Raw genomic sequence first — 26,566 nt, forward strand, 5'->3', positions numbered from 1 at the left:
CGTCGTGTGCGGGGCCGCGTCCCAGGGCCTCTCGGCGGCTGCGGCGGCGCACACGGCGGTCTGTCGGGTCAGGCGAGGGCCGCGTGCCCTCGATCGATGAGCTGGGCCAGCCGCTCCCGGTGCTCGGGGGTGACCTCCACCAGCGGCGGCCGGACGGGCCCCGCGCTCCGGCCCTGCACGGCCAGACCCGCCTTGACCAGCGAGACGGCGTATCCCTCGGTGGTCAGCCTGAGTTGGGTCAGCGGCACATAGAACTCCCGCAGCAACGTCCGCTGCGTCGCGTCGTCGCCCCGGACGAACGCGTCGTAGAAGCCGCGCGCGATCGTCGGGGCGAAGGCCAGGGTCGCCGACGAGTAGGCGCGGGCGCCGACGGCGGCGTAGGCGCGGGCGAACGTCTCGGCGGTCGGCATCCCGTTCAGCAGCGGCAGTTCGCCCCCGGTCGCGGTCTGGACGCGCTGCAACAGCTCGATGTCGCCGTGACCGTCCTTGAACGCCACGATCTGCGCCAGCCCGGCCAGTTCGGCGACGGCCTCCGGGGTGAAGATCGCGTTGGCCCGCTGGTAGGGGATCAACGGCAGGTCGGTGGCCTCGGCGATGGCCCGGTAGTGGGCGACAAGACCGGCCGGCGGCCCGACCTGGAGATACGGCGGCAGCACCAGGGCGCCGCTCGCCCCGGCGGCCTCGGCCGCGCGGACGAACTCGACGGCGACCCGGGTGCCGCCGCCGGCGCCGGCGTAGACCGGCAGCGCGCCGCCGACGTGTGCGACGGCGACGCGGACCACCTCGCGGTGCTCGGCCAGCGTCAGCGAGGCGAACTCGCCGGTGCCGCAGGCCACGAAGAGAGCCGTGGGCCCGGCCTTGACCGTCTCGCTCAGATGCTCCTCGAACCGCGCCAGATCCAGCCCGCCGTCCTCCCCGAACGGCGTGACGGGAAACGCGAGTAGCCCACTGAGGGAGTTGCTCGACTGCGAATGCGCCTGCTGTGCCTGCACCGACCCGGCCCCTTGTCTATGTATGGAGACATCGTCTAACTTGGTAGACGGGAGTAAAGTGCTGGCGAGCAGCGCGCGTCAAGAGGTGTGAAGGAGAAAGCCATGGCCGAACCGGACGGCTCGCGGGACGGGGGACGGGTGCGCAGCGTCAAGTCCGCCGACCGCACCATCGCGCTGCTGGAGTATCTGAGCGCGGCCGAGGCGCCGCGGTCGCTCCGCGAGGTCACGGAGAGCCTGGCCATTCCCCGGGCCAGCGCCTACGCGCTGCTGGTCACGCTGGTGCGCACCGGCTGGGTCGAGTTGACGGAGAACGGCTCGAACTACCGCCTCGGCATCAGGGCGCTGCGCGCCGGCGCGGCGTATGTCGAACACGACGACGTGGTGCGCCGGGTGCAGCCGGTGATGAACGACCTCTCGGACAAGCTGGGCGAGACCATCCACCTGGCCCGCCTCGACGGCCACGAGATCGTCTACCTGGCGACGTGCCCCTCGCGCCACTCGCTGGCCGTCGTCTCCAAGCCGGGCCGCCGACTCCCCTGCTGGGCCACGGGGTTGGGCAAGGCGATCCTCGCCCACCGCCCCTGGCCCGAGGTGGACGCGCTGCTCCCGGCGACGCTCACCCCGCGCACCGAGAACTCCCTCACCAGCCGGGAGGCGCTCCGCGACGAGTTGACCACGGTCGCGCGGCGCGGCCACGCCGTCGACGAGCAGGAGTCCACGTTGGGGCTGCGCTGCTTCGCGCTGCCGCTGCGGTTCGGCGGCGCGGTCCACGAGGCCCTGAGCTGCTCCGTCCCCATCGTCCGCCTCGACCCGGCCCGCGAAGCGGCCATCCTCACGGCCCTGCACGCCGCCCGCGACCGCCTCGACGCGGAGGCCTAGCCGGCCCCAAGCCGCACCTCCGGGCCCAGGGGCCCGGTTCGGTCGAACGCGCTTCGGCTGAGCGCCGGGCTTGGGCGGTGGGCCGGTTGGGGGCTGGTGTGAAGCCGCCGTCTGGCCGGACCTCCGGGCCCAGGGGCCCGGTTCGGCCGGCCCGGGTGTCGGGGTTGGGGCGCGTGCCGGTCTGGCGTCGATGGTTCACGGGCTGGCGCCGGGGCGCGCCTGAGCGCCGGGCTTGGGCGGTGGGTCGGTTGGGGGCTGGTGTGAAGCCGCCGTCTGGCCGGACCTCCGGGCCCAGGGGCCCGGTTTGGTCGGTTGTGCTGGTGGGGCTTCTGGCGCGGAGACCTGGCGGCCGGGCCTCGGGCTGGTTCCCGGCGTTGATGGGATGGCGCCGCGGTGGTCGGCCAGGCGGCCGAAGGGACAACCGCGGGGCGCCTCCGGCAACTCGTGCCCGGCGCCCCGCCGTTGTCGCCCCGACCTCACGGGACGGGGGACCCGCCGCCAGCCCGACTTTGCCCGTTGCTGGTTCTCCGGTGCTGGCCACCAGCCGGCCGCCGGGCCTTGGCGAGAGGCTGGCCGCCGGGTGCGGCTTCCCGCTGGGGGGCCGGTGTGGCCGTCAGGGGAAGATGTGGGAGGGGACGGTGTCGGCGAGGAGGGCGTAGCCCTCGGGGGTGAGGTGGAGCCAGTCGCCGTCGTGGAGGGTGGGGAGGAGACGGTGGGGGTGCGCCGGGTCGCGGGTGGCCGCGTCGAAGTCGAGGATGCCGTCGAAGCGTTCGCTGGTGCGGATCCACTCGTTGACGGCCTGCCGTGAGGTCTCCCGCAGTCCCGCCGGGTCGTCGTACATCTCGTTGTCGCCGAACGGCGTCAACGTCGCGCCGTAGACGGTGATGCCGTGCGCGTGGGCGCGGCTGATGATCTGGTCGTAGGCGACGATCAGCTCGTCGGTGACGGCCTGTTGGGCCGCCTCCGTGGCGTCCGCGGTGCCGATGTCGTTGACGCCCTCGAAGAGGATCAGCTGGTCCACGCCGCTCTGCGCGATCACGTCGCGGTCGAGCCGGGACAGCGCGCTGGGGCCGAGTCCCTCGTTGAGCACCCGGTTGCCGCCGGCGGCCTGGTTGAGGAGGGCCGTCCGTGGCGTGTCCTGTTCCTCGGTCAGCCGGTCGAAGAGCTGGTCGGGCCAACGGTTGTTGGCGTTGGTGGTGGAGCCCCGGCCGTCGGTGAGGGAGTCGCCCAGGATGGCGGTGGCGCGGGTGCCCGGCGGGGACCACGCCTCGACCGCGCTGAGGAAGTACCAGTGGTCGGTGGGGGTGGCGCCCGGCAGGTCGGCCGCGTCCACGTGGTTGCCGGCCAGCAGGTGGGAGGTGGTGCGCGACCCCGGGTGGGAGGTGATGGACCGGGACGCCTGGCCGTCGGCCAGATACGCGGTGATGGTGAGGTTGGCGCCCGGCGCCAAGGCGAGGTCGATCGGGTCGGAGACATAGCGGGCGCCGATCGGGATGGTCACCGACTCCCGGCCGCCGCTGAAGGTGACGGGCCTGACGGTGCCGGGTTCGACCGCGCTGACGCCGGCCTCGCCGCCCAGCGGCAGCGCGACGGACAGGTCGGTGAGTGGCAGTGGCGCGCCGCCGAACTCGTTGGAGAACGCCAGCCGGACGCGGTCACCGCCGACGGTGACCCGCACGGTCTGCCGCAGGGTGCTGTCGTCGAGGACCACGTCGTCGCCGGTGAACGGCGGCGGGGGCATATTGGATTCCTCGGTCAGCTGGGGCATCGCCGTCCAGGTGCCGACCCAGCTCATGTCCGGTTCGGCCGTCGGCCCGGCGGCGGCCTGGCCGACGCCTGGCCCGGCGAGCAGGGCGACGGGGAGGGCGACGGCGGCAAGGAGCCGTCTGAGGTGGCGGGTCGCGCTCATGGGGGAGGGCTCCTTCGGGGGAGAGGCGGCAGGACCGGGACACACACCGGGCCGGGGCTCGACGGCGCCGTGACAGTAGGAACGGGCCCCGGCCACGTCAAGGGGGCGCGGCCGTACGGACGGTGACGGAACGTCCGTTCGGCAGGCGGGGCGGAGGCGGCCCCGCGCGAACGTCGGACGGAGGCCGCCGTTTCCCCGACGCCTGTCTGCTGCCGATCGGGAGCGGCCCATGACACCTTCGCAACAGCAGCGAGCCGTGCGTGGAACGGAGACAACGGGATGGGCGACTCGGGTGACCGCCATGGCTACCCCTTCGATCCGGAGCTGGCCGCGGCCCTCGCCATGATGGCCGAGGTCGACATCTCCGATCTGGCCGCCGCCAGGCGGGCCCAGGCCGCCGAGTTGCGGGAGGCGATGGCGCTGGCGGACGGTCGCGGCGTGCGGGTGCGGGAGGTGTGGGCGCCGGGGCGGTCCGGTGGGTTGAAGGTGCCGCTGCGGATCTACCGTCCGGTGGGGGTGCCGGGTCCGCTGCCCGCCGTGCTCAGCCTGCACGGCGGCGGCTTCGTGCTCGGCACCTGGGACGTGGACCACGAGGGCAACCTGCGGTTCAGCCGCGAGCTGCCGGCCGTGGTGGTCGCGGTCGACTACCGGCTCGCGCCCGAGCACCCCTTTCCCGCCGCGTTGGACGACTGCCATGCCGCGCTGTGCTGGATCGCCGACCAGGCCGAGGAGTTGGGCGTCGACCCCGGCCGGATCGGGGTGTGGGGCGACAGCGCGGGCGCCGGCCTGGCGGCGGGGCTCGCGCTGCTCGTCCGCGACACCGGCGGGCCCGCGCCGCGCTGTCTGCATCTGCACAGCCCGGCCCTCGACGACCGGCTGACCACCGGGAGCGCCCGCCGCTTCACCGACACCCCGGTCTGGAACCGGCGCAACGCGCGACTGAGTTGGGAACGGTACCTGGGCTCGGGCCAGGAGGCCGTCTCGCCGTACGCGGCGCCGGCCCGCGCCGACGACCTGACGGGGCTGCCGCCGACATGTGTCGCGGTCATGGAGTTCGATCCGCTGCGGGACGAGGGCCTGGCCTTCGCCGAGGCGCTGACCGCGGCCGGGGTCGCCACCCGGCTCCGGTTCTACCCCGGCACGTTCCACGGCTGCGCGGCGGTGACACACTCCGGCGTCGCCCAGCGGATCACGGCCGACGCGCTCGCGGCCCTGCGCCAGGGGCTCCGGGGGTGAACGCCGGGGACGCTCAGTCGGTCCGGCTCAACCGCCAGGCGTACAGGGCGAGTTGCGCGCGGAACCGGCCGTCGGGACGGTTCAGTCGCCAGCCGGTGGCGGCCTCCACGCCCGCCAGCCTGGCCGCGACCGAGCTGTGGTGGAGGTGCAGTTCGCCGGCCGCCTGGCGCAGCGAGCCGGTGCGGCAGAACGCGGCCAGCGCCGCGATGCCCGAGGGGCCGGCGTCCCGTCGCGCCAGTTCGGCGAGTGCCCGCACGCCGGGATCGGCCCGCAGCCGCGCGGCCGGCACCTCGGCCAGCAGCGTCAGCGGCCCCAACTCCTCGTGGTCCATGACCTGTTCGTCCGGCCCGTCGCCGGCGAAGCGCAGCGCGGCGCGTGCCTGGGCCCAGGAGGTCGCCGCGTGGCTGGGCGGCACCCCGCCGCCGACGCCGAACCTGACCCGGGACCGCGCGCCGCCCGGCAGCCCCTCCCGTGCCCGGTCGGCGAGCACCGCGCGCAGCTCGGCGGCGGGTGAGTCGTCGCCCTGCCCGGGCTGCACCATCGCGGCTGCCAACGGGCCGACGGTGGCGACCGGGACGGTGGCGGCCAGCCCGCTGCGGGCCAGCAGCGTCACGGCGACCACCCCGGCGTCGCTCTCCGCGTCGACGGCGACCGCCACCACCCGCAGCGGCAGCGCCGGACGCAGGCCGAGCAGCCGCACCGCGCGGGTGCGGTCCTCGATGCTCTCCCGTTCGGAGAGCACCCGTTCGACCAGCGCCGGGTCGGCCGCCCTCGGTGAGGGGCCGGGGACGCGGGGGCCCACCCGGGCGGCGATGGCCATCCACTCCAGCACCAGCGCGTCGAACGGGGCGTCCGCGCCGTCCCGTTCGAGCCAGACCCGCCCTCGGGGGCGCAGCTCCACGCTTCCCGACACATGGCCCGGCACCCCGGGGAGGGCGACCCCGTCGGGGGCGAACCGGACCGTGCTGCCGTCGGCCAGCTCAAGACCGGCGGGGCACTGGGCAAGACCGGCCGTCGACCGCGTCAGGGTCACCGGATCGACGGCACCGCCGCCGAGCAGCGCCTGGTAGTGGGCGATGACCCGCACGGCGGCGGCGGCATCGGCGTCGAGCGAGGACAGGCGCCGCAACAGACCCTTCACGAAAGACCCTTCACGAAGCGCAGTCTAGAAAGGGCAGGTACATGACCACCAGAGCCGCGTCACTCCCGGCCACCCCACCTCCACCGCGCCGGGGCCGCCTCCGCTCGGCGCTCCTCGCCCTGGTCGGCGGGGTACTCCCCGTGCTGGCCCTGCTGTTGGTCGGCGCGCCGCCGGCCACGGCGGCGACGCTCACCGAGATCACCGACTTCGGCGAGAACCCCAGCGGTCTCGACATGCACCTCTATGTCCCCGACACCGTCCAGGACGAGCCGGCCGTGCTGGTCGCCGTCCACTACTGCACCGGCTCGGGACCGGCGTTCCACGCCGGCACGGAGTTCGCCCAACTCGCCGACCAGCACGGCTTTGTCGTGATCTACCCGTCGGCGACCCGCGCCGGCCAGTGCTTCGACGTCTCCTCCCCCCAGGCGCTGCGGCGGGACGGCGGCAGCGATCCGGTCTCCATCCGTTCGATGGTCCGCTATGTCGAGGAGCGGCACGGCGCCGATCCGGACCGGATCTTCGTCACCGGCGCCTCGTCCGGCGGGATGATGACCAACGTGCTGCTCGGCAACTACCCGGACGTGTTCCGGGCCGGCGCCGCGTTCATGGGCGTCCCGTTCGGCTGCTTCGCGACCACCGACGGCTCCGAGTGGAACAGCGCCTGCGCCAACGGGCAGATCAGCCGCACCCCGCAGGAGTGGGGCGAGCTGGTGCGGGCCGCCCACCCGGGATACGCCGGCGAGCGGCCCCGGATGCAGCTGTGGCACGGCACCGAGGACGACATCCTCTCCTACGCCAACTTCGGCGAGGCCATCAAGCAGTGGACCGATGTCCTCGGGGTGAGCCAGACGCCCGCGCTCTCGGACAGCCCGAGGCCCGGCTGGGACCGCACCCGCTACGGTGACGCGGGGGAGACGGCCCCGGTCGAGGCGATCAGCCTGCCGGGCGTCGGCCACTCGCTGCCCGGCGGCGGCATGGCGGCCGAGGCGATCCGGTTCTTCGGCCTCGCCGACGAGACGCCGGGCGGCGGCGATCCAGGCGACCCGGGCGGCCCCGGCGATCCGGGTGGCACGGCCTGCGCGGTGACGGTCACAACCAACGCCTGGAACAACGGACTTACCGGCGACATCACCCTCGTCAACACCGGCGAGGAGACGTTGGACGGCTGGCGACTCGCCTTCACCCTGCCCGCGGGGCAGACCCTCACCGCCGGCTGGAACGCCGAGTTCACGGGCAGCCAGGGCGCGATCACCGCTGCCGGCGTCGGTCACACCAGCGTCATCGCACCCGGCGCCGGCGTCAGCTTCGGCTACCAGGCCAGCCACACGGGCGACGACGGCCAACCCACCGCGTTCTCCCTGGACGGCGTCGCCTGCTCCTGACCCGGCCCACGCCCCCTCAAGCCGCCCGCCGTGGGTCCTCGGGGGCACCCATGGCGGGCCCTGCGCGGCTCGGAGATATTAGCAGTTCGCAAATGTTGCCGCATCGGCCAAGCCTCTTTTGCAGAAAGAGCGGATGGGATGCTGGGGCCTGGGTAAGTCGCAGTTGCGAATCATGTCATCATGGTCCACATGACGTTCACCCGCACGAAACTTGTCGTTGCCGCCCTGGCCACCGCCGCGTCGCTCACCCTCGCCGGGTGCGGCGGTGACGACGACGAGTCCGAGTCGACCACAGACGGAAGCGCCGAGAGCCCGGCGGCGAGCGACGCCGACGAGCCGGCCGACGAGCCCGCCGACGACGAACCGGCCGCCGACGACGAGGCCGGCGACGAGGCCGCCCTCGAACAGGCCGTCCGGGACTACACCGTGGCCCTGTTCGCCCCGGACGCCGACACGGCCCACGGGCTGCTCTCGGCCCGCTGTGCCGCCGAGATGCCGGCGGCGACGTTCGCCGCGCTGGCCGACCAGAGCCACCAGGAGTACGGCGCCCAGGAGATCGAGAACATCAGCGTGGACGAGATCGACGGCGATTCGGCCCTCGTCTCCTACGGCATCGGTATCCCGCAGTTCGAGACCGAGGCCCAGCCGTGGACCCGTGAGGACGGCGGCTGGCGCTGGGACGCCTGCTGACCGAGGCACGCCCCGCCCGCTCGCCCGTAAAGCGCCTGGCGTCGTCCCGACCGTGGTCGGGACGACGCCAGGCGTGGTTCGGCGCCGATGGCTCTCGCCTCGGCGGGGAACGTCAGTTGGGGATCCAGCTCCAACCGCCGTTGGGGATCCAGCTCCAGCCGTCGCCCTCCTCGCCCAGGGTGCCCGTGGACGACGAGGCGGCGGCGGACGTGGAGTCGGCGTTCCAGCCGGCGGTGAGGGCCTGCCCCAGCGCCGGCCCTGCGAACAGGGCCAGGGAGAAGGTGCCGACCAGGGCCAGCCGCCTGAACGAGGCGTGAGTTCCGGTACCGCTCTCGGTGCTCTTCATGGGGAAGGCTCCTTCGGAGACAGGATGACGGGAGGGGGCCACGGGCACGGCGGGGCGACCCTCCGCGGGGAGCGGATCCCGTGTGCGAACGGTTGCCGGCCGCGTGAGGTTGACAACGCGGTGAGCCTAGGCGGCGCCAACTGAGGGGGTCAAGGGCCGTCTTGACACCGGCGCCCCGAACCCTTCACCGGATGGGTGCCGGCGGCCGGGAGCCCGCACACGATGCCCAACAAGCTTCCCAGGCAGGTGTTTTACGCGCGGGGTGCGGACAACCCCCGCACATCGGGCGGCCCTTCGTCCTCGCGGGAGTGGGCCGGTCGACACCCCGTCGCCGCGCCGCGTACCGGCCCCCGCTTCCGTGCCGCTCGTCCCGACTGCGAACCCCGCCCGGTGGGCCCATCCCGGACCGGGGGCCCGCGTTCCACAGCCACCGATGACTAAGGTTAGCCTTACCTATTATCTTGCGTGGTGGTCGAGCCGCACGGGCGGTGCTCCCGGGTGCCGACGACGTGAAGCCGGGAAGCCGGGAAGCCATGAAGACGGGGAGGGGACGCCCGATGCGTGTTGCGCGACCGGCCGCCGGCCGGGCCCGGCCGGCGCGGCGTGGCTCCGCGCTGAGCCGGGCGGCCGGGCTCGGGGTGGCGCTGGCCGTCCTCGGGTGCCTGGTCGTCGCCAGCACCTGGATCGGCGCCCGGGAGACCACACCCGTCGAGGTGCTGCGCGCCCTGTGGTCGGACGACGGCTCGTACGCCACCTCCGTCATCCGTGACCTGCGGCTGCCCCGCACGCTCACCGGTCTGCTGGTCGGCGCCGCGCTGGGCGCCGCCGGCACCCTCACCCAGGCGCTCACCCGCAACCCGCTGGCCGACCCGGGGCTGCTCGGGGTCAACGCGGGCGCCTCGGCCGCCGTTGTCATCGCCATCGGGGTGGTCGGCGTCAGCGGCTACGGCGGCTATGTGTGGTTCGCGTTCGCCGGCGCCGCCCTCACCGCGGTCGTCGTCTACGCCCTCGGGGCGTCGGGGCGCGGCGGCCTCACCCCCGTTCGGCTGGTGCTGGCCGGCGCGGCGATCGGTGCGGCGCTCTCCGGGGTGATCGCCGCCATCACGGTGCTCGACGCCGCGACCTTCGACTATCTGCGGTTCTGGATGGTCGGTTCGCTCGCCGGGCGGCGGCCCGAACTGGTCGCCGAGCTCGCGCCGTTCGTCCTCGTCGGCCTGGTGCTGGCGCTGGCGCTGACCCGTTCGCTGAACGGCGTCGCGCTCGGCGACGACACCGCCCGCTCGCTCGGCGTCCACCTGGGCAGAACCCGCGTCCTCGGGCTGCTGACGGTGACCCTGCTCTGCGGCGCGGCCACCGCGGCTGCGGGCCCGATCGGCTTTGTCGGCCTGGTCGTGCCGCTGGTGGCCCGGCAGTTGACCGGGCCCGACCTGCGCTGGTCGCTGCCGTACGCCATGGTGCTGGCCCCCTGCCTGCTGCTGGCCGCCGACATCGCCGGCCGGCTGGTGCTGCCGCAGGGCGAGTTGGAGGTGGGCGCGATGACCGCGATCATCGGCGCGCCGATCTTCGTCGCCATGGTGCGCGGGCGGAAGGAGATGGCGCTGTGAGCCGGCACCCGACCGCCCGCGTGGTGCCGGGCACCGTTCCCGTCCGGCTCTGGTCGGCGCGGGTGACGTTCCTGCTGCGCCCCCGTCTGCTGCTGGTCGCCGTCTTGGCGCTGCTCGGCTGCGGTGTCCTGATCGGCGTCAGCCTGTGCGTCGGCGCCTACCCGGTCTCCGTGCCCGAGGTCGCCGAGGCGCTCTTCCACGGCACGGGGGACCGGCTCGCGGTGCACTTCGTCACCCAGGAGCGGCTGCCGCAGGCGCTGGTCGCCGCGCTGGCCGGGGCCGCGCTGGGGATCAGCGGCGCGATCTTCCAGAGCATGACGCGCAACCCGCTGGCCAGCCCCGACGTGATCGGCTTCAACAGCGGCGCCGCCACAGGCGCGATCGTGGTCATCGTGGTCGTCGGGGGCGGCGCCGGACAGGTCGCCGTCGGCGCGGTCGGCGGCGGACTCGGCGCGGCTGCCGTGGTGTTGGCGCTGGCGCGCAGGGGAGGCTTCCAGGGCTCCCGGCTGGTCCTGATCGGCATCGGCGTCACCGCCGTCCTCGGCTCGGTCAACTCCTATCTGCTGACCCGCTCGGAGCTCAACACCGCGCAGAACGCGCATATCTGGCTGATCGGCAGCCTGCACGGCCGCTCCTGGGCGGAGTTCGGCACGCTGGCGCTCGCGCTGCTCGTCCTGCTCCCGGTGGTCGCCACGCTGGGCCGGCGGCTGCGCTCGCTCGAACTCGGCGACGATCTCGCCGGCGGGCTCGGACTCCCGGTGGCCGGCACCCGGTTGGCGCTGACGGCGCTCGGCGTGGCGCTCTGCGCGGTCGCGGTGGCGAGCGCCGGGCCGATCCCGTTCATCGCGCTGGCCGCGCCGCAGATCGCCGCCCGGCTGGCCAGGGGCACCGGGGTGAGCCTGGCCGCCGCCGGGCTGGTGGGCGCGACCCTGCTCACCGGCGCCCATCTCGTCGCCAACCAGCTCTTCGCCGTCCTGGCCTGGTGCGGCGAACGGGCGGCGTGGCTGTCCTTCGTCGATCCGGGGCAGCGCCATGTGCAACTGCCCGTCGGGGTGTTGACGGCGCTGCTCGGCGGGCCTCTATCTGGCCTGGCTGCTGCGTCGAAGGTGACGCCGATGGCGACTTTGATGGGCCGGGGGTGGTGACGGGGGCCGGCCGGGGCCGGCCCCCGTCGTTCAGAGCTGGGCGAGGATGGCTTCGATCTCGTCCACCGCGCCGTTGGCGTAGCGGTAGGAGCAGACGCCGTAGTGCCGGACGGGGAAGGCGCGGCCCGCGCTGACCGGGGCGAGGCCCCGCCAGACCGGGTTGGCCACCAACTCCGCCGTGGGCGCGGCCAGTTCACCGTCGAACAGCTGCGAGTAGATCAGCACGGTGCAGTCCTCAAGGACCTCCAGGTCCTCGTAGGACATCTCGACGAAGCCCGCCTCGTCGTCGGAGATGCCGGCGCCGATGGTCAGGCCCAGGTCCCGCAGCACGGAGAGCAACGGCGAGCCGAGGAAGAACGTCCCGTTGGGTCCGCCGCTGAGCGGCGCCCAGACGGAGGCGGCTATCTGGTCGGCGTAGGTGTCGCGGACCTCGGCGAGGCGGCTCTGGTAGACGTCGCGGATCTCGGTCAGCCGGTCCGAGCGGTTGACCGCGTCGGCGACCCGCTCCGCCTGCTGGTGCCAGAGGCTGTCGCTGTCATGCCAGTTGAAGTGGACCACGGGCGCGATGGGGGTCAGCTCCTCGGCCTTGGCCGCGTAGAACTGGTCCAGGATCAGGTCGGGGGCGACGGACGCCACCGCCTGGGCGTTGGGCTCGCCGGGGACGCCGATGGTGGTGACGTCGCTGATCGCCTCGTGGATGTCCGCCGGCAGGGTGGCGGGCGCCGCGGTGCCCTCCGGGATGCCGACCGGGACCATGCCCACGTCGGAGAGCATCCAGACGCTGTAGTTGTCGGTGACCACCACCCGCTCGGGCCGCGCGGGCACGGTGACGCGGCCGTTGTCCGCGTCCACCGTCCGCTCGGTGTCGGCGGCGGCGTCGGGAGTGGCGTCGGCGTTGTCGGTGTTGTCGGCGTTGTTACCGCCGCGCACACCGCAGGCGGCGAGGCTCAGCACGCCGCCGAGGCCGGCGGCGCCGCCGATCAGGCGTCTGCGGTCAAGGGTCAACAGGGAGTTGGCGCTGGTCACTTGAGCCCCCAGGCATCAGGTCGGGCAGCGGGCAGGACAACGAAGGCCCCCTCGAAGTGAGGTAAGCCTTGCCTAAGTTATCAGGGGGTGTCGGGGTCCGACCGGTCGGATTCCGCGTCCCGCCTCCGCCTGGCCGCCAGCCGGAGGTCCCGCACCACCTCGGCGACCATACGGACCGAGGCGGCGTCCAGGACGTTCCCGTACTCGATCACCCGCACCCGGCCGGCGAGTTGGCGGCTGAGGCCGGGCATCTCGCTGGGCACCACCACGAGATCGACATCCCGCAGCTGCTCGTCCGAAGTCCCCGCCAGCACCGCGATATTGGTGATCCCGGCCTGCGTCAGCGAATCGCGGATGCTCGCCGCCTGGTCCTCCGTCGAGTACCACAGGCCCACCGTGCGGTCCTTCGGCACCTGGGCGATCTGGACCAGCGTCCGCACATGCGGCGCGGCCACGATCGCGATCACATCCGTCGTCGGCCGCCGCAACAGGCCCCGCACCTCGGCCAGATGGAAGAACGTCGTCAGCACCAGATCGGCGCGTTCGGCCGCCGGGTCGAAGCCGCCGAGCACCAGAGGGCGGACCGGCAGGCCCAACTCCCGCTCCAGCGCCCCGGCGAAGTGCCGCGCGCGCTCGGCGTTGCACTCGACAAAGGACACCAGGGGCGTCTCGTCGTCCGCCCCCGGGGCGGTGAGACGCGCCACGATCTCCCTGATGTCCCCTGGGTCCAGGCCGAGTCGGGCGCAGGCGCGGGTGGCGGACGCCAGGATCGCGCGGGCGCGCTCCCTGGCGGCCGAGTCCGCGCGGGCGCGCTCCCCGCCGACCACCACCATGCCCCGCCGCCCCCTGGCCTCGACGAGCCCGCGCTCCCGCAGCTCGCGGTAGGCGTGCGCCACCGTGTTGCGGTTGATCCCCAGATTGTCGGCGAGCAGCCGGGACCCCGGCAGCCGCTCCCCGTCCCGCAGCTGCCCCAGCTCGATCATGAACGTCAACTGCGTGACGATCTGGCGGTAGATCGGCACATCGGAGTGCTGGCTGACCCGGACGATGGCGGACACGGCCCCCCGCCTCCCTCCTGTGACCCAGCCAACCTTTGACCCAGCCAAAACCCTAGAGCACCGGTCCAGAACCAGCGACTCCCGCGCTCAGGGCGGGGACAAGCCTTGCGTCGCCGTGAAAATGGCCTAGCCTGCTATGCCAGAAGCGGCGGCGTCCCGACACCCGCCGGGGCCCGAGGAGTCAGGAGACCCCCATGAGCACGGACGCCTTCAGGGACGCCTTCTGGGACGACGCGGAACGCCATCTGGTCCGCTATGGCGCGCGGTTCACCCCCCGCGTCATCGAACGCGCGGCCGGCGCCTATGTCTACGACCGCGACGGCGCGGCCATCCTCGACTTCACCTCGGGCCAGATGAGCGCGGTCCTGGGCCACGCGCACCCGGACATCGTCCGGACCGTCTCCCGGTCCGTCGCCTCCCTCGACCACCTGTTCAGCGGCATGCTGAGCCCGCCCGTCGTCGAGCTGGCCACCAGGCTCGCCGCGACGCTGCCCCACCCCCTCACCAGGACGCTGCTGCTGACCACGGGCGCCGAGTCCAACGAGGCGGCCGTCAAGATGGCCAAGCTCGCCACCGGCGGCCATGAGATCGTCGCCTTCGACCGGTCCTGGCACGGGATGACGACGGGCGCCTCGGCGGTCACCTTCTCCGCCGGGCGCCGAGGCTACGGCCCCGCCGTGCCGGGCAGCCTCGCGCTGCCCACCCCCGACGCGTACCGCTCGCCGTTCCGCCACCCGGACGGATCCCACGACTGGGAGGGCGAGTTGGCGTACGGGTTCGCCCTGGTCGACCGGCAGTCGACGGGCGCGCTGGCCGCCTGCGTCGTCGAGCCGATCCTGTCCTCCGGCGGCATCGTCGAACTGCCCGTCGGCTATCTCGCGCGGCTCAAGGAGCTGTGCGAGGAGCGCGGCATGCTGCTGATCCTCGACGAGGCGCAGACCGGGCTCGGGCGCACCGGCCACCTCTACGCCTTCGAACGGGACGGGGTCACACCCGACATCCTCACCCTCTCCAAGACCCTGGGCGCCGGGCTGCCGGTCGCCGCCGTGGTGACCAGCGACGCCGTCGAACAGGTCTGCCACGAACGCGGCTTCCTCTTCTTCACCACCCATGTCTCCGACCCGCTCGCCGCGTCCGTCGCGCTGACCGTCCTCGACGTGGTCGAACGGGACGGCCTGGTGGCCCGCGCCGCCGCGCTGGGCCGACAGCTCACCGAACGGCTGCTGGCGCTGCGCGCCGAACACGAGGTCGTCGGCGACATCCGGGGACGCGGCCTCCTCCAGGGCATCGAACTGGTCAGCGACCGCGCGACCAAGGCCCCCGCCGACGCCCTCGGCCAGGCGGTCACGGCGGCCTGCCTCGACCGGGGCCTCCACCTCAACATCGTCCAACTCCCCGGCATGGGCGGCGTCTTCCGCATCGCCCCACCCCTCACCACGACTGACGACGAGCTGCACACCGGCATCGACATCCTCGCCACCTCGATCAAGTCGGTCCTCACCGGCCGGGCCTGAGATGCCGCGATGGTGTCAGCGATCGGTGGGGTCGGGGTCGTTGGCGAAGCGGCGTTGGAGGAGGTCGGAGCCGGGGCCGGTCATTCCGCGGAGCGTGCAGCGGACGAGGTTGTAGCCCTGGCGGACCACGTCGTCGTGGGCCTCGGCGAGGATGACCCGGCTGTCGGCGGGCCGCTCCGCGTGGGTCAGGGGTCCGTCGAAGGCGTAGACCGTCCAGGTCGAGCCGACGGTGAAGCGGTCGAGGGACTCGCGCGCGATGATCTCGGCGATATGGGAGTCGACGAGGGTGCCGTCGATGTCGAGGCGGACCGAGAGCAGGTCATAGGGGTCGACATCGCCGTCGGCGTCGGGCTCGGCGTTGAGGGTGCGCCGGCCGGTGACGGTCGCCTCGCGGGGAGTCCGGTCGAGGGCCGGAAGCACGCGGAGAAACATCCGGTTGGCAGCGATGACGGCGGACAGTCCGAGCGCGAGGACGACGACGAAGAGACGTTCGATCCCACCGGCCTCGGGCCTGCGGAAGAATCCGGCGGTGAGCCAGGCGACGAGCGCCAGCACGCTCGCCCACAGCACGCGCTGTTCGAAGCGCTGGGCCCGGTGCCGGAGCGCCGCGTCGGGGTGGGGTGGTTCCACGGGGACTCCGCTCCGATCGGGTGGCGTGGCGGCTCAGATGGCCAGGGGCAGGATCGCGGGACCGGGACCGGGACCGGGGCCTGGCATCGGCGCGTGCGCGACGCGTACGGGGGTGCCGGGTTCGAGAAGGGCGAGCTCTTCGGGCAGCCGGCTCCTGGTGTCGCTCAACCGCCGGTCGGCGCAGCTGACCAGCACCGTGGTCGGCCACCAGTCACCGTCGGGGTCGCCGTCGACCGTGACGGACTCGACCACGGCGTCGACGATGCCGGCCCGCCCCCGGGCGCGTTGGTCACGGAGCCGGAGCACCACACGTGGGTCCTGGTGCGGTTCGATCCAGACCAGGTGCCGCATCGTCGGGTGACGACGGAAGGCGAACAGCATGCCGGGACGGATGTGGCAGCCGTCCTCGGCGTCGAACTCCCTTGTTCCGTAGACAAGTTGGTCCGTCGTCGAGCCCATGGGGCGGCCGATGACCCGGGCCGTGTGTGTCGTGTTCCCGGCGTTCGACCAGGTCGTGATCTCGACCCCGACCACCACCGCCGCCTCGCGCGGCGTGTGGGGTCGGGGCCGCTCCGGATCCAGCTCGTCGACGAAGTTGACGCAGCCGACGAGGGTCACCACCGTGAGCACGCTCGCCACGATCCACAGCCACGGCCAGTCGGTGACGGACAGCGCGACGATCCCGGCCAGCACGGTCAGCGCGGCCAACGGGACGCTGATCCGCAACCGCGTCCGCAGGCGGCGCCGCCGCCGTTCGTGGAGGGCGAGCATGAACGCGTCGGGCGGCCCGGCGTCCCGCTCCGTCTCGCACTCGCGGTCGTCGTTCATTTCAGTGCCACGTGGGCCACAGCACCCACCCCCCTCGTGTCGAGCGCGTCACCGGAACCCGGCCCGTGTGGCGCGCGGTCGCGATCTCCTCGGGCCGCAGGAACCCGCGGACCAGGGCGGGCCGGCCGCCGGCGGTGACGACCAGATCGACCTCCACCTGGCCGGCACGCACCGCACCCGTCGGGCGGACCGCCGTGACGGGCGCGGACTCCGGTTCGCCGGACAGCCGTTGACACAGCACCCGATAGCCGTCGTCGTCGACGAGACCGAGGGCGTGACGGTGGTCGAGCAGCACGCGACCGACCTCGTGCGCCGGCAGCTCCCAGGCCGGCTCCCAGGTGTCGCCCGAGAGCGAAGAGCCGCCCTGGGGCAGCCGGCGGATCGGCAGGAAGGCACCGGGAGTGACGTTGAGAGCGTTCGACAACTCGGTGTGGATCAACGTCGTCCCGCCGTCGGCCAGCGCCAGCCGCAGCCGCGCCGGCACCTCCCCGCCCTCCTCGCTGGACTCACCGCCGAGGACCGCGACGATCCGCGCGACCCGCACCGGTCCGCGCGCCTTCCCGTCGGGCGAGGGGCCGCCGACCTGCCAATCTCGCAGCGTCTCGGGGGCCTTCGCCCAGGAGTGCCGACGCCGGGTGAAGTAGCGAGCCGGGTCATGCGGCCTCGGCGGGACCCTGAGGGCACGCCACTCCGACACGGCCTCGCCCCACACCAGCAGCACGCACAGCACGACCGACAGGGAGAGAAGGACGGCCGCGACGACGCTGCCGACGTTCATGACCGCCCCCGAGCGATCGGACCCATATCGCACCCCCTCATCCCCGTGGAGCGGCGAACCACCGCCCACCGGACCTCAGGGTCACGGAGCCGCCGGCCCTACCGATCACAGGAACGAGGCGCGCGACCAGGCGCGGCCGGCTGCGCCGCGCGATTCGGTCAGGGCGTGTACAGCGACTGGAGCCTGGTCACCTCGGCCGCTCCGTCGAAGCTCAGGTCGTACCCGATGCCCGAGCGAAGCTCGGCGTCCAGCTCCGTCAGCTGGTCGACGAACTCGCCCTGGGAGTACGGCAGGGGCTCGCCACGGCTGGCCCCGGAGCCGTCGTCGCCGCGCAGCTGCGTCGTCAGCAGCACCTGGGCGTCCTCGGCCATGGGCACCGTCGTGTAGGGCCCCTCGCCAGGGACGACGACCCAGGTGTCGAACTGGGTGTTGACCTCCTTCTGGGCGGGCCGCACCGACAGATAGGTCGTCCCCTCACTGGTCCAGGCGTCGTCGATCTGCACGAACTGCTTGGTGCCGGCCCAGGGGTCCTCATCGGTCGATGGCGACGTGTCCGCCGCGTCCGTCGCGTCGGCCTCGCCGTCCGACGAGGCGGCCGTCTCGTCCGACGGCGCGGCGGACGTGGCCGTGTCCGAGGCCGTGGCGGGATCGGCGGGCTCCTCCTGGCCGCACCCGGTCGTCAGTACCAGGGCGCCGAAGGTGACGACGGTGAGCCAGCGCCGGGCGGACCGGCGGCGTGAGACATACATGGGCAACGTGCTCCCGGGATCAGGCTTGGGCGGGTTACACGCTCTCTACGCCGCACACCGCCCCGGGGGTTGCATCCCGATCCGGGTTTCTTTCGACGCCTGGCCTCCCGCCTCGCCGCACGGGAGGCGACGTCCCCCAGGGACGGGGGAGCGGCTCACTCGGTGGCCAGCCAGAAGGCTTCGCGCAGCGACTGGACGCGGCCCTCGCCGTCGTAGTCGATGGCGAACACCCACCGTGGCGCGGCGTCCAGCCGGCTCACCAGCTCGCCCAGCCGCAGGTCCGCCGGCTCCCCGTCGGCGAGGTGCCGCACCTCGACCGGGGTCTGACCCGGCAGGGTCAGCGTGTGCACCACACCCGTGGGCACCGCCGCTCCCCGCTCGGTGGAAACCTGCTCCACGGTGACCCGCACCGTGTCCCCCTCCAACGCCACCGCGTCGTACACATAGCCTAGCTCGCTGGCGTACTCCGCCCCCGGGGCCGGCGTCGGGGGCACGAACCGCGAGGCGCTCGGCGCCGGCGTCTCGGTGGGCGGCGCCGACGCCTGGCCGAGCCCGGCCAGCGACAGGCCACCCACGGCCAGCGCGGCGACCAGCAGCGTGCCGCCCGACACCACGGCCGCCCGCCTGCGGCGCAGACGCCGGTCACCGCGCGCCCGGATCCGCTCCGCCGCCGGCGGCACCGCGAACCGCTCACCCGAGGCGGCGAGTTCGGCGAGTCGGTCCGCCAAGCCGGTGTCGTCAGCCATGCTCCACCTCCGGAAGTCGGCCCGCCCTCGGATCCACCTCAGTATCGGCCAACAGCCGGGCCAGCGCCGCCCGCCCACGGCTCAGCTGCGCCTTGACCGTGCCGACGGGACAGTCGGTCTCGGCGGCCACCTCCTTCACCGTCAGGTCGCACAGGTGGTGGAGCACCACGGCCCGCCGCTGCGCCGGCGGGATCTGCCGCAACGCCCGCACCAGCAGAACATGGTGGGTGTCCGGCGGCGGTACCGGGGCGGATGGGCCCTGACGTCGTGCGAAGGAGAGCGAGGTCCGCACCCGTCGCCACCGGCTGACGGCCAGCCGCCAGGCCACCGTGCGCACCCATGCCTCGGGGGCACTCTCCGGATCCAGCGCGGCCCGGCGCTCCCAGGCCCGGACGAAGGCTTCCTGGACCACGTCCTGGGCCTCGGCGAAGTCGCCCGTCATGGCGTACAGCTGGCCGATGAGCCGGCCCACGCTCGCGGCATAGAAGGCGTCGAAGCTTTGCTCGTCCATACCCAACCTGTGATCCCTGATGGCCGTACGCCTGTCCTGCCGCGCCGAACAGTGCCATGGGGGGAGAAGGTGGGGCAGGTGGGACTCGAACCCACGGCCGACGGATTATGAGTCCGTTGCTCTAACCGGCTGAGCTACTGCCCCTTCTCGGCGTGCCGCGCACATCTGTGCGCGCCGTCTGCCGCAGCATAGCCGCTCATACGATCTGTCGCCCGGGTCGGGGCGGTCGCACGAAGACAGGGACACTGGGCACGTGGTGATCGGTTCCCGAGGTTCGGGCAGTAATGCGTGAAAGACGACAAAGGGCCCCGGACGGGGCCCTTTGAGTGGTGCTCCCCCGACTGGACTCGAACCAGTAACCTGCCGGTTAACAGCCGGCTGCTCTGCCAATTGAGCTACAGGGGACTGCTCCGCTCGGAGTCCGCTCCGCTGGGGCGGGGGCGGCTCCTCGCTGCGGGCCATACATTAGCGCATATGCGGGGGTGCTTCGAAATCGGTATCCGGCTTGCCCGGTTATCGGCGGCGTGGCGGGTCAGGAGAAGATCGAGGAACCGAGGAGAGGAGCAACCATGCGTAGGCTGGTGTTTGTCGCGGGAGTCGCCGTCGGCTATGTGCTGGGAGCCCGTGCGGGGCGGGAGCGCTACGAGCAACTGCGCACCGCCGCCGACCGGTTGCGGGCCAACCCCGCCGTCAGGAACGGGGTGGACTCCGCCGCCCTCGCCGGCCGCCAGGCCGCCGCGCGGGCGGCCGAGGCGGTGGCGGACCGGGCCGGTGACCGGCTGCCCGAAGGGGTCGCCGGGCGGCTGCGCGCCGTCGGTGGCAAGGGCGCGGCCACGGACGCCTCGTTGGCCGACGACTGGGGGACGCCCTGAGCGGTCCTCGACGCCCGCTGGCGGGCGGGAGGCCGGCCCCGGGGGCATTGCCGACCGTCGCGACGATGGTTAGCGTGGCGTTCGGCATGTCGTCTCTCGATCGAGATGCCGAACAACACCGGGCACTGAGCAACGTGAACCGGCCGGAAGGCCGGTCTCGGGGAGGCATCGAGCATGGGGCGACGGGTACCGGCGGTCAGCCGTGCACTGGACATACTGGAACTGTTTCTCGAAGGCGACGGAACGCTGTCGGCGCCCGAGATCACGCGGCGGCTCCAGCTGCCGCGCACCACGGTGCACGAGCTGGTGACCACTCTGGCGGCGCGCTCCTATCTGGTGCCGGTCGCCGAGCAGCCAGGCCGGTACCGGCTGGGCGTGCGCACCTACCAGCTGGGCAGCCGCTACGCGGAGCAGCTGGATCTCGCGGCCGAGGGGCAGCAGGTCGCCAGGGCCGTCGCCGAGACCTGCGGGGAGACGGTCCATGTCGCGGTGCTTGAGGACGCCGACGTGATCTATATCGCCAAGGTGGACAGCACCCACGCGGTCCGCATGGTCTCGGCGGCGGGTCGACGGCTGCCGGCGCACTGCACGGCGGTCGGCAAGATGCTGCTGGCCTCGCTGACACCCGAGGAGCTGGACGAACGCCTCCCCGAAGGCGAGTTGCCGGCGATGACGCCCAACTCCCTCACGTCGCCCGCCGAGTTGCGTGGCGCGTTGGACGACATCAGGGAGGCGGGGGTGGCCACCGAACGGCAGGAGTCCAACGCGGACGTCTGCTGTGTGGCGGCCCCGGTGCGGGACCGGGCCGGCCAGGTGGTGGCCGCGCTGAGCGTCTCGGTGCCGATGATCAGATGGAGCGAGGAGCGCCAGCGCGAGCTCACCGAACTGGCCCTGCGCGGCGCCGGCCAGCTCTCCGAGCGCCTGGGCCACCACGCGCGGGCCTGACCAGGCGGGCCCTGGAGCGGTCCGGACGAAACCGACGAGGGACTGTCCGTGACGGGCGGGGACAAGGAGGACGGGGTGGCGGACGGTCTGGAGATAGCGGTACGGGAGCGTGCCGAGCTGGGGGAGGGACCCACCTGGGATCCGGTGGCGGAACGGCTCGTCTGGGTCGACATCCTCTCCTCCCGGGTGCACCTGTTCGATCCGGCCACCGGGCGGCGCACCGTGCTGCCGACCGAGCAGCATGTGGGCGCGGCCAAGCCCCGCAGGGACGGCGGCCTGGTGGTCAACCTCAGGGACGGCGTCGGCCTCTACGACCCGGACGGCACCTTCCGCTGGCTGCGCCGCGAGGTGGTGCGGGGGCGGCGCGGCAACGACGCCGCCGTGGCGCCCGACGGCGCGCTCTGGGCGGGCACGATGCGCTACGACGAGCGCACCGGCGGCGGCACCCTGAGCCGGGTGGCCCCGGACGGCGCCGCTCTCACGGTGCTGCCCGAGGTGACCGTCAGCAACGGCCTGGGCTGGAGCCCGGACGGGCGCGCGCTCTACTTCATCGACACCCCGACCCGACGGATCGACGTGTTCACCGTGGCCGAGGACGGCGGCGTCACCGGCCGCCGGGTGCTGGTCGACACGGCCGGGCTGTCGGGCTTCCCGGACGGGATGACGGTGGACGCCGACGGCTGTCTCTGGGCGGCGTTCTGGGACGGCGGGGCGCTCCGCAGGTTCACCCCCGAAGGGGTGCTGGACCGGACGGTCGAGCTGCCGGTGAGCCGGGCCACGGCCTGCGCGTTCGGCGGGGGCGGGCTGACCGACCTCTATGTGAGCACGGCGCGGGTCGGCGTCGACCCCAGGGCTGAGCCGCTCGCCGGCTCGCTGCTGGTGCTGCCGGGGCTCGGCCACGGGCTGCCCCAGCCGCCGTTCGCCGGCTGAGGCGCCTCGGCCTCGGGGGCGGTTCGCACGGCCGGGGGGCCGCGTGGCAGGACGGGGCCCCGGCTGAGGAATGCCCGGGCCCGGGACCGTTGTTGCCATGGGCGTTCGTGCGGCGCCGCACCGGCGGCCCGCCCCGCGTTGACCCCCCTTCAGGAGGCGTTCGTATGGCCGAGGCAACCACGGTTCCCACGACTGGGCGTGCATGGCATCTGATCGCGCGGCCCGCCGGCTGGCCGACGGACGCCGACTTCGCGCTCCGCGAGGAGCCCGTCCGGGCGCCGCGCGCGGGGGAGGTCCTGGTGCGCAACCGCTATCTGTCGCTCGACCCCTATATGCGGGGGCGGATGAACGACGCCAAGTCCTACACGCCGCCCTTCCGGCTGGACGAGCCGATGACGGGGGACGCGGTGGGCGAGGTGCTGGCCTCCGAGGCGGAGGGCTTCGAGCCCGGTGATCTGGTGCTCCACCAGCTCGGTTGGCGGGAGTTCGCCACGCTGCCGGCGCGCTACGCGACCCCGCTGCCGGCGGCGGGGGAGGTGCCGGTCACCGCCTATCTGGGCGTGCTGGGCATGACCGGGTTGACCGCCTATGTCGGCCTGCGGGAGATCGCCAAGGTGCGCGAGGGCGACGTGGTCTTCGTCTCCGGCGCTGGCGGCGCCGTGGGCGGGGTGGCCGGGCAGCTGGCGCGGCTGATGGGTGCGAGCCGGGTGATCGGCAGCGCCGGCGGCGAGGAGAAGGTCAGGGTGCTGACGGAGGAGTTCGGCTTCGACGCCGGCCTCGACTACCGGGCGGCGCCCATCGGCGAGCAGCTGGCCAAGGCCGCCCCCGAGGGCATCGACGTCTACTTCGACAACGTCGGCGGCGACCATCTGGAGGCCGCCTTCGATGTGCTCAACCTCCATGGCCGGGTGGCGATCTGCGGGTTGATCTCCGCCTACAACGCCACCGCTCCGCAGGTGGCGCCGCGCAATCTGCCTCTGATCCTGGGCAAGCGGCTGCGCGTCGAGGGCTTTCTGGTGCCGGACCACGCCGATCTGCGGCCCACGTTCCTGGACGAGGCGGGCCGCTGGCTCGCGGAGGGGAAGCTGGTGCACCGGGAGACCGTGACCGACGGCATCGAGCAGGCCGTCGACGCCTTCCTCGGCATGATGCGGGGCGCCAACACCGGCAAGTCGCTGGTGCGCCTCGACGGTTGACCCACGCCGCGCGCGGCTCGGGGTGGGGGTACCTCCCAGGGCCTGGGGGAGCGTCGGGACGCGTGTCCCGGCGCTCCCCTCGTTGCTGAGATCGCGTCAGTTCTGTCCCAACTGTTGACCGCCCTCCCTCTCGCCTTCTACCTTCCCGTTCGAATAGCCGATCGGTATCCGGTATGTCGAACGAGAGGTGTTCATGGTCCACGACTTCTCCGCGCCGCCGCGCCTGGGACGGCGCCGGCTGCTCCAGGGCGCGACCGGGTTGGGAGCCCTCGCGACCCTCGGTCCACTGGGGGCCTGCGCCGCCCCCGCCTCGCTCGCCGGCGGCGACGGCCGGATCCGCTTCTGGAACCTCTTCAGCGGCGGGGACGGGGCCAATATGCGCGCTATGTTGGATCGTTTCAGGTCCGAGTACCCCGAGCTCACCGTCGAGGACACCACCCTCGCCTGGGGCGACCGCTACTACACCAAGCTGGCGATGGCGGGGGCAGGCGGACGGGCGCCCGAGGTCGGGGTGCTGCATCTGGGCCGGCTCGCCGGCTTCGCCCCCGGCCGGCTGCTGGACCCGATCGACCCGGTGCTCCTGGCGGCCGAGGGGGTGCACCGGGAGGACTTCAACCCGCGCCTCTGGGACCGCGCGATGGTCGACGGCGAGCTGTACGGGCTGCCGCTGGACGTGCACGCCTCGCTCTGCTTCTACAACCGCCCGGCCTGTGCGGCCGCCGGGCTGCTGGACGGCCAGGGGCGGCTGGTCGAACTGACCGGCGTGGACACGTTCCTGGCCGCCCTGGACGAGGTGCGCGGGGTCATCGGCCAGTCGCCGCTGGGGTGGAACGCCCTGATGTCGGGCGAGTGTTGGTGGACCTTCCTCGGCCTGTACCAGCAGACCGGCGGCACCATGCTGAGCGAGGACGGCACCGGGATCACCCTCGACGACGACCGGGCCGAGGAGGTCCTGGCCCTGATGGCGCGGCTGGTCGCCGACGAGTACGCCATCCCGGGACAGGACCTCGTCGGGTACTTCGTCAACGGCGGCGGGTTCGTGCTCTTCGGCAACTGGCTGGTGGTCGACTTCGACAACGCCGGCGTCGACTACGGGGCCACGCCCTACCCCACGCTCTTCGGCACCCCGGCGACCCAGGCCGAGTCCCACTGCCTGGTGCTGCCCCACCAGCGGGGCCGGGGCGGCGGCGCCAACGAGGCCGCGCACCGGCTGATCGCCTGGCTGGTGCGGAACAGCGTCTCCTGGGCCGAGGCCAGCCATGTGCCCGCCTACCTCCCGGTGTTGGAGGATCCGGAGTACCTCGCCATGGAGCCGCAGGCGGAGTACCGCTCGGCCATGGACATGGCCGCCTTCGACCCGCCCGCCTGGTTCTTCGGCACCTCGTCGCGCGGCCAGAACGAGGTGGGCGTCCACCTCTCCGCCGCCGCCCTCGGCTCGGTCAGCCCGGCCGAGGGGGTGCGGGGCGTCAGGTCCGCGCTGCGCAAGCTGATCAACACCCGTAACCCCTTCGGGGAAGGGAGCCCCGCATGACACCCCCGGTGACGGCCGCGGCGCCCGCGCCCACCCGTTCCCGGCGCCCTGGGGCGGCGGACGGCGGCGGCCCGAGGGCCAGGCTGGGGCGCGTCTTCCAGCACGGCGGCTGGTTTGTCGCGCCGTTCCTGCTGGTCTACGCCCTCTTCCTGGTCTGGCCGCTGGTCTCCGGGCTCTGGTACAGCCTCAACGAGACCAACCTGGCCGGTATCAACACGGAGTTCATCGGCCTGGGCAACTACCGCGAGGCGTTTGGCGACGGCGAGATGTGGGACGCGCTGGGCAACACGCTCCGCTTCACCGCGATGATCACCCCGCTGATCGTGGTGACGGCGTTCGGTCTCGCGCTGCTCGCCCACAACATCAAGCGCGGCAAGTGGTTCTGGCGGCTGGCCTTCTTCGCGCCGTTCCTGCTGCCGTCGGCGGTGCTCGCCGAGCTGTGGCGCTGGCTCTACGAGCCGGACTTCGGCCTGCTCAACAACACGCTGAACCACCGGGTGCCCTGGCTGCTCGAAGGCGACTGGGCGATGTTCTCGATGGTCCTGGCCACCCTGTGGTGGACGGTCGGCTTCAGCTTCCTGCTCTATCTGGCGGCGCTCCAGTCCATCCCCAACCACCTCTACGAGGCGGCGGCGCTGGACGGCGCCGGGCCGCTGAAGCGGATGTGGCACATCACCGTGCCGATGGTCCGCACCATCACCGGGCTGATCCTGGTGCTCCAGATCCTGGCCTCGCTCCAGGTCTTCGACCAGATCTTCCTGATCAACGAGGGCGGGCCGAACAACGAGACCCGGCCGGTCGTGCAGTACATCATCCAGCAGGGCTTCACCGGCTACCGGATCGGCTACGCCTCGGCCATCTCGTACATCGTCTTCCTGCTGATCGTCGTCGTGACGCTGGCGCGGCTGTGGCTGGTCAGGAACCGTGAGGAGAACATCCGTTGAGCGCACTCCCCCTGGCCCAGCGGATTCGCCGCAACGCCGGGCAGATCGTGTTGACCTCGCTGGGCGCGCTGCTGGCCGCGCTCTGGCTGGTGCCCTTCGGCTGGGCGCTGTCCACCTCGCTCAAGCCGGAGGGCGACACCCAGAAGCTGCCGCTGAGGTGGATCCAGTCGAACATGAACCTGGACGCCTACCGCAGCGTGCTGGGCGACGGGAACATCCCCAAGTGGCTGGTGAACTCGGTGATCGTCTCCACCGGGGTGACCCTGCTGACGGTCGTGGTGTCGGCGCTGGCGGCCTACGGGTTCGCGCGCACCGACTTCCGCTGCCGCCGGGTGCTCTTCGGGATCACCCTGGCCGGGATCATGGTGCCGGGCACGGTGATCACCGCGCCGCTCTTCGCCAATGTGCGGACGATGGGCCTGGTGGACACCTACTGGGGGGTGATCCTGCCGCAGGTGTCGGCGCCGGCGATGGTGTTCATCCTGTACAAGTTCTTCCAGGGCGTGCCCAGGGAGTTGGAGGAGGCCGCCAGGATCGACGGCGCGGGCCGGTGGCGGATCTTCGGCCAGATCGTGTTGCCGCTCTCCCGGCCGGTGTTGGCGGCGGTGGCGATCTTCACCTTTATCGCCTCCTGGAACAACTTCATGTGGCCCTATCTGGTCACCACCGATCCCGATCTGGCCACGTTGCCGGTCGGTCTGGCCACCGTCCAGTCGTCGTTCGGCATCCGCTGGGCACAGCTGATGGCCGGGGCCCTGCTGGCGGCGCTTCCGTTGTTGATCGTGTTCGTCTTCTTCCAGCGGCAGATCGTTCGAGGTGTGGCACATACCGGCATCGCCGGTCAGTGAGGCCCCTCCCGAGGCGACCGTTCCGCCCGGCCGCGCGGAAAAGGTGGGAACGATCCCCCGGTACCCCGTTGACGGGGGATCGTTCCGACCATAGATTTTTGTTCGAAGTTGCGATCGCGGTACGAAATGTCGAACG

26 protein-coding genes and 2 tRNA genes are annotated in these 26,566 nt (G+C 72.8%); 14 read left to right on the top strand and 14 right to left on the bottom strand.

The genetic code is table 11. The features are described 5' to 3' along the window. Positions 1 to 68 precede the first annotated feature (68 nt). Positions 69 to 992: a 5-dehydro-4-deoxyglucarate dehydratase gene (locus K4G22_RS22720; protein ID WP_228082191.1), complete on the bottom strand. Its 924-nt coding sequence runs from the start codon at positions 990 to 992 to the stop codon at positions 69 to 71. 102 nt (positions 993 to 1,094) lie between these two features. Between K4G22_RS22720 and K4G22_RS22725 the strand changes: the two genes are divergently transcribed. Beyond that, positions 1,095 to 1,871: an IclR family transcriptional regulator gene (locus tag K4G22_RS22725; protein ID WP_228082192.1), complete on the top strand. Its 777-nt coding sequence runs from the start codon at positions 1,095 to 1,097 to the stop codon at positions 1,869 to 1,871. 613 nt (positions 1,872 to 2,484) lie between these two features. Here K4G22_RS22725 and K4G22_RS22730 read toward each other — a convergent pair. Further along, a complete protein-coding gene (locus tag K4G22_RS22730; protein WP_228082193.1) occupies positions 2,485 to 3,780 on the bottom strand; it encodes an SGNH/GDSL hydrolase family protein in 1,296 nt (431 codons plus the stop codon). 279 nt (positions 3,781 to 4,059) lie between these two features. Between K4G22_RS22730 and K4G22_RS22735 the strand changes: the two genes are divergently transcribed. Further along, on the top strand, positions 4,060 to 5,016 hold the full coding sequence (locus K4G22_RS22735; protein ID WP_228082194.1) for an alpha/beta hydrolase: 957 nt from the start codon (positions 4,060 to 4,062) through the stop codon (positions 5,014 to 5,016). 13 nt (positions 5,017 to 5,029) lie between these two features. Here K4G22_RS22735 and K4G22_RS22740 read toward each other — a convergent pair whose 3' ends face one another. After that, positions 5,030 to 6,157, bottom strand: coding sequence for a PucR family transcriptional regulator (locus K4G22_RS22740; protein WP_228082195.1), 1,128 nt, complete (start codon positions 6,155 to 6,157; stop codon positions 5,030 to 5,032). A 41-nt stretch (positions 6,158 to 6,198) separates the two neighbouring features. Here K4G22_RS22740 and K4G22_RS22745 point away from each other — a divergent pair, with 41 nt between their 5' ends. Then, positions 6,199 to 7,539 carry an extracellular catalytic domain type 1 short-chain-length polyhydroxyalkanoate depolymerase gene (locus tag K4G22_RS22745; protein WP_228082196.1) on the top strand — a complete coding sequence of 447 codons (1,341 nt, stop codon included), beginning with the start codon at positions 6,199 to 6,201 and terminating at the stop codon, positions 7,537 to 7,539. 189 nt (positions 7,540 to 7,728) lie between these two features. Continuing rightward, complete coding sequence (locus K4G22_RS22750) at positions 7,729 to 8,229, top strand: hypothetical protein (RefSeq protein WP_228082197.1); 501 nt, start codon at positions 7,729 to 7,731, stop codon at positions 8,227 to 8,229. Positions 8,230 to 8,341: 112 nt separating this feature from the next. On the opposite strand, the gene K4G22_RS22755 is transcribed toward K4G22_RS22750, so the two are convergent. Next, positions 8,342 to 8,575, bottom strand: coding sequence for a hypothetical protein (locus tag K4G22_RS22755; protein ID WP_228082198.1), 234 nt, complete (start codon positions 8,573 to 8,575; stop codon positions 8,342 to 8,344). Between the two features lie 557 nt (positions 8,576 to 9,132). Between K4G22_RS22755 and K4G22_RS22760 the strand changes: the two genes are divergently transcribed. Next, positions 9,133 to 10,179 carry a FecCD family ABC transporter permease gene (locus K4G22_RS22760; protein WP_228082199.1) on the top strand — a complete coding sequence of 349 codons (1,047 nt, stop codon included), beginning with the start codon at positions 9,133 to 9,135 and terminating at the stop codon, positions 10,177 to 10,179. After that, the gene (locus tag K4G22_RS22765) at positions 10,176 to 11,324 is read left to right on the top strand and encodes a FecCD family ABC transporter permease (RefSeq protein ID WP_228082200.1); all 1,149 of its coding nucleotides are present in this window, start codon (positions 10,176 to 10,178) and stop codon (positions 11,322 to 11,324) included. Before K4G22_RS22760 ends, K4G22_RS22765 begins: the two co-directional genes overlap by 4 nt. Before the next feature lie 30 nt (positions 11,325 to 11,354). Here the strand turns inward: K4G22_RS22765 and K4G22_RS22770 are convergent, their stop codons facing one another. Continuing rightward, on the bottom strand, positions 11,355 to 12,350 hold the full coding sequence (locus K4G22_RS22770; protein ID WP_228082201.1) for an ABC transporter substrate-binding protein: 996 nt from the start codon (positions 12,348 to 12,350) through the stop codon (positions 11,355 to 11,357). Positions 12,351 to 12,430: 80 nt separating this feature from the next. Further along, positions 12,431 to 13,408 (bottom strand): GntR family transcriptional regulator, encoded by a 978-nt coding sequence (locus K4G22_RS22775; RefSeq protein WP_228082202.1) that lies wholly within the window; start codon positions 13,406 to 13,408, stop codon positions 12,431 to 12,433. A 194-nt stretch (positions 13,409 to 13,602) separates the two neighbouring features. Here K4G22_RS22775 and K4G22_RS22780 point away from each other — a divergent pair, with 194 nt between their 5' ends. Continuing rightward, positions 13,603 to 14,922: an aspartate aminotransferase family protein gene (locus K4G22_RS22780; protein ID WP_228082203.1), complete on the top strand. Its 1,320-nt coding sequence runs from the start codon at positions 13,603 to 13,605 to the stop codon at positions 14,920 to 14,922. A 15-nt stretch (positions 14,923 to 14,937) separates the two neighbouring features. Here the strand turns inward: K4G22_RS22780 and K4G22_RS22785 are convergent, their stop codons facing one another. The 8 genes from K4G22_RS22785 to K4G22_RS22820 all read right to left on the bottom strand — a co-directional run bounded on the left by K4G22_RS22785 (position 14,938) and on the right by K4G22_RS22820 (position 19,569). Continuing rightward, complete coding sequence (locus K4G22_RS22785; RefSeq protein WP_228082204.1) at positions 14,938 to 15,552, bottom strand: hypothetical protein; 615 nt, start codon at positions 15,550 to 15,552, stop codon at positions 14,938 to 14,940. 33 nt (positions 15,553 to 15,585) lie between these two features. Next, entirely contained in the window at positions 15,586 to 16,380 is a 795-nt protein-coding gene (locus K4G22_RS22790) for a hypothetical protein (protein ID WP_228082205.1), read from the bottom strand. A 1-nt stretch (position 16,381) separates the two neighbouring features. After that, positions 16,382 to 17,158 (bottom strand): hypothetical protein, encoded by a 777-nt coding sequence (locus K4G22_RS22795; protein WP_228082206.1) that lies wholly within the window; start codon positions 17,156 to 17,158, stop codon positions 16,382 to 16,384. 158 nt (positions 17,159 to 17,316) lie between these two features. Continuing rightward, entirely contained in the window at positions 17,317 to 17,907 is a 591-nt protein-coding gene (locus K4G22_RS22800) for a hypothetical protein (RefSeq protein WP_228082207.1), read from the bottom strand. A gap of 155 nt (positions 17,908 to 18,062) precedes the next feature. After that, a complete protein-coding gene (locus tag K4G22_RS22805) occupies positions 18,063 to 18,653 on the bottom strand; it encodes a hypothetical protein (RefSeq protein ID WP_228082208.1) in 591 nt (196 codons plus the stop codon). Next, positions 18,646 to 19,164: a SigE family RNA polymerase sigma factor gene (locus K4G22_RS22810; RefSeq protein ID WP_228082209.1), complete on the bottom strand. Its 519-nt coding sequence runs from the start codon at positions 19,162 to 19,164 to the stop codon at positions 18,646 to 18,648. The genes K4G22_RS22805 and K4G22_RS22810 overlap by 8 nt, the downstream gene beginning before the upstream one ends. A gap of 70 nt (positions 19,165 to 19,234) precedes the next feature. Further along, positions 19,235 to 19,308 (bottom strand) — tRNA-Ile (locus tag K4G22_RS22815). A 188-nt stretch (positions 19,309 to 19,496) separates the two neighbouring features. Next, positions 19,497 to 19,569, bottom strand: a tRNA-Asn gene (locus tag K4G22_RS22820). Positions 19,570 to 19,733: 164 nt separating this feature from the next. Between K4G22_RS22820 and K4G22_RS22825 the strand changes: the two genes are divergently transcribed. The 7 genes from K4G22_RS22825 (at position 19,734) to K4G22_RS22855 (ending at position 26,430) form a co-directional block, all read left to right on the top strand. Then, positions 19,734 to 20,036 (top strand): YtxH domain-containing protein, encoded by a 303-nt coding sequence (locus tag K4G22_RS22825; RefSeq protein WP_228082210.1) that lies wholly within the window; start codon positions 19,734 to 19,736, stop codon positions 20,034 to 20,036. 174 nt (positions 20,037 to 20,210) lie between these two features. After that, positions 20,211 to 20,981: an IclR family transcriptional regulator gene (locus K4G22_RS22830; protein ID WP_228082211.1), complete on the top strand. Its 771-nt coding sequence runs from the start codon at positions 20,211 to 20,213 to the stop codon at positions 20,979 to 20,981. A gap of 48 nt (positions 20,982 to 21,029) precedes the next feature. Further along, on the top strand, positions 21,030 to 21,911 hold the full coding sequence (locus tag K4G22_RS22835; RefSeq protein ID WP_228082212.1) for an SMP-30/gluconolactonase/LRE family protein: 882 nt from the start codon (positions 21,030 to 21,032) through the stop codon (positions 21,909 to 21,911). A 164-nt stretch (positions 21,912 to 22,075) separates the two neighbouring features. Next, a complete protein-coding gene (locus K4G22_RS22840) occupies positions 22,076 to 23,107 on the top strand; it encodes an NADP-dependent oxidoreductase (protein ID WP_228082213.1) in 1,032 nt (343 codons plus the stop codon). 193 nt (positions 23,108 to 23,300) lie between these two features. Next, positions 23,301 to 24,638 carry an extracellular solute-binding protein gene (locus K4G22_RS22845; protein ID WP_228082214.1) on the top strand — a complete coding sequence of 446 codons (1,338 nt, stop codon included), beginning with the start codon at positions 23,301 to 23,303 and terminating at the stop codon, positions 24,636 to 24,638. Further along, entirely contained in the window at positions 24,635 to 25,582 is a 948-nt protein-coding gene (locus tag K4G22_RS22850; protein ID WP_228082215.1) for a carbohydrate ABC transporter permease, read from the top strand. The genes K4G22_RS22845 and K4G22_RS22850 overlap by 4 nt, the downstream gene beginning before the upstream one ends. Then, positions 25,579 to 26,430, top strand: a complete 852-nt coding sequence (locus K4G22_RS22855; protein WP_425336738.1) for a carbohydrate ABC transporter permease — start codon at positions 25,579 to 25,581, stop codon at positions 26,428 to 26,430. The genes K4G22_RS22850 and K4G22_RS22855 overlap by 4 nt, the downstream gene beginning before the upstream one ends. Positions 26,431 to 26,566 lie beyond the last annotated feature (136 nt).

The sequence above is a fragment of the Streptomyces profundus genome, assembly GCF_020740535.1.
GTDB classification, from domain to species: Bacteria; Actinomycetota; Actinomycetes; order Streptomycetales; family Streptomycetaceae; genus Streptomyces; species Streptomyces profundus.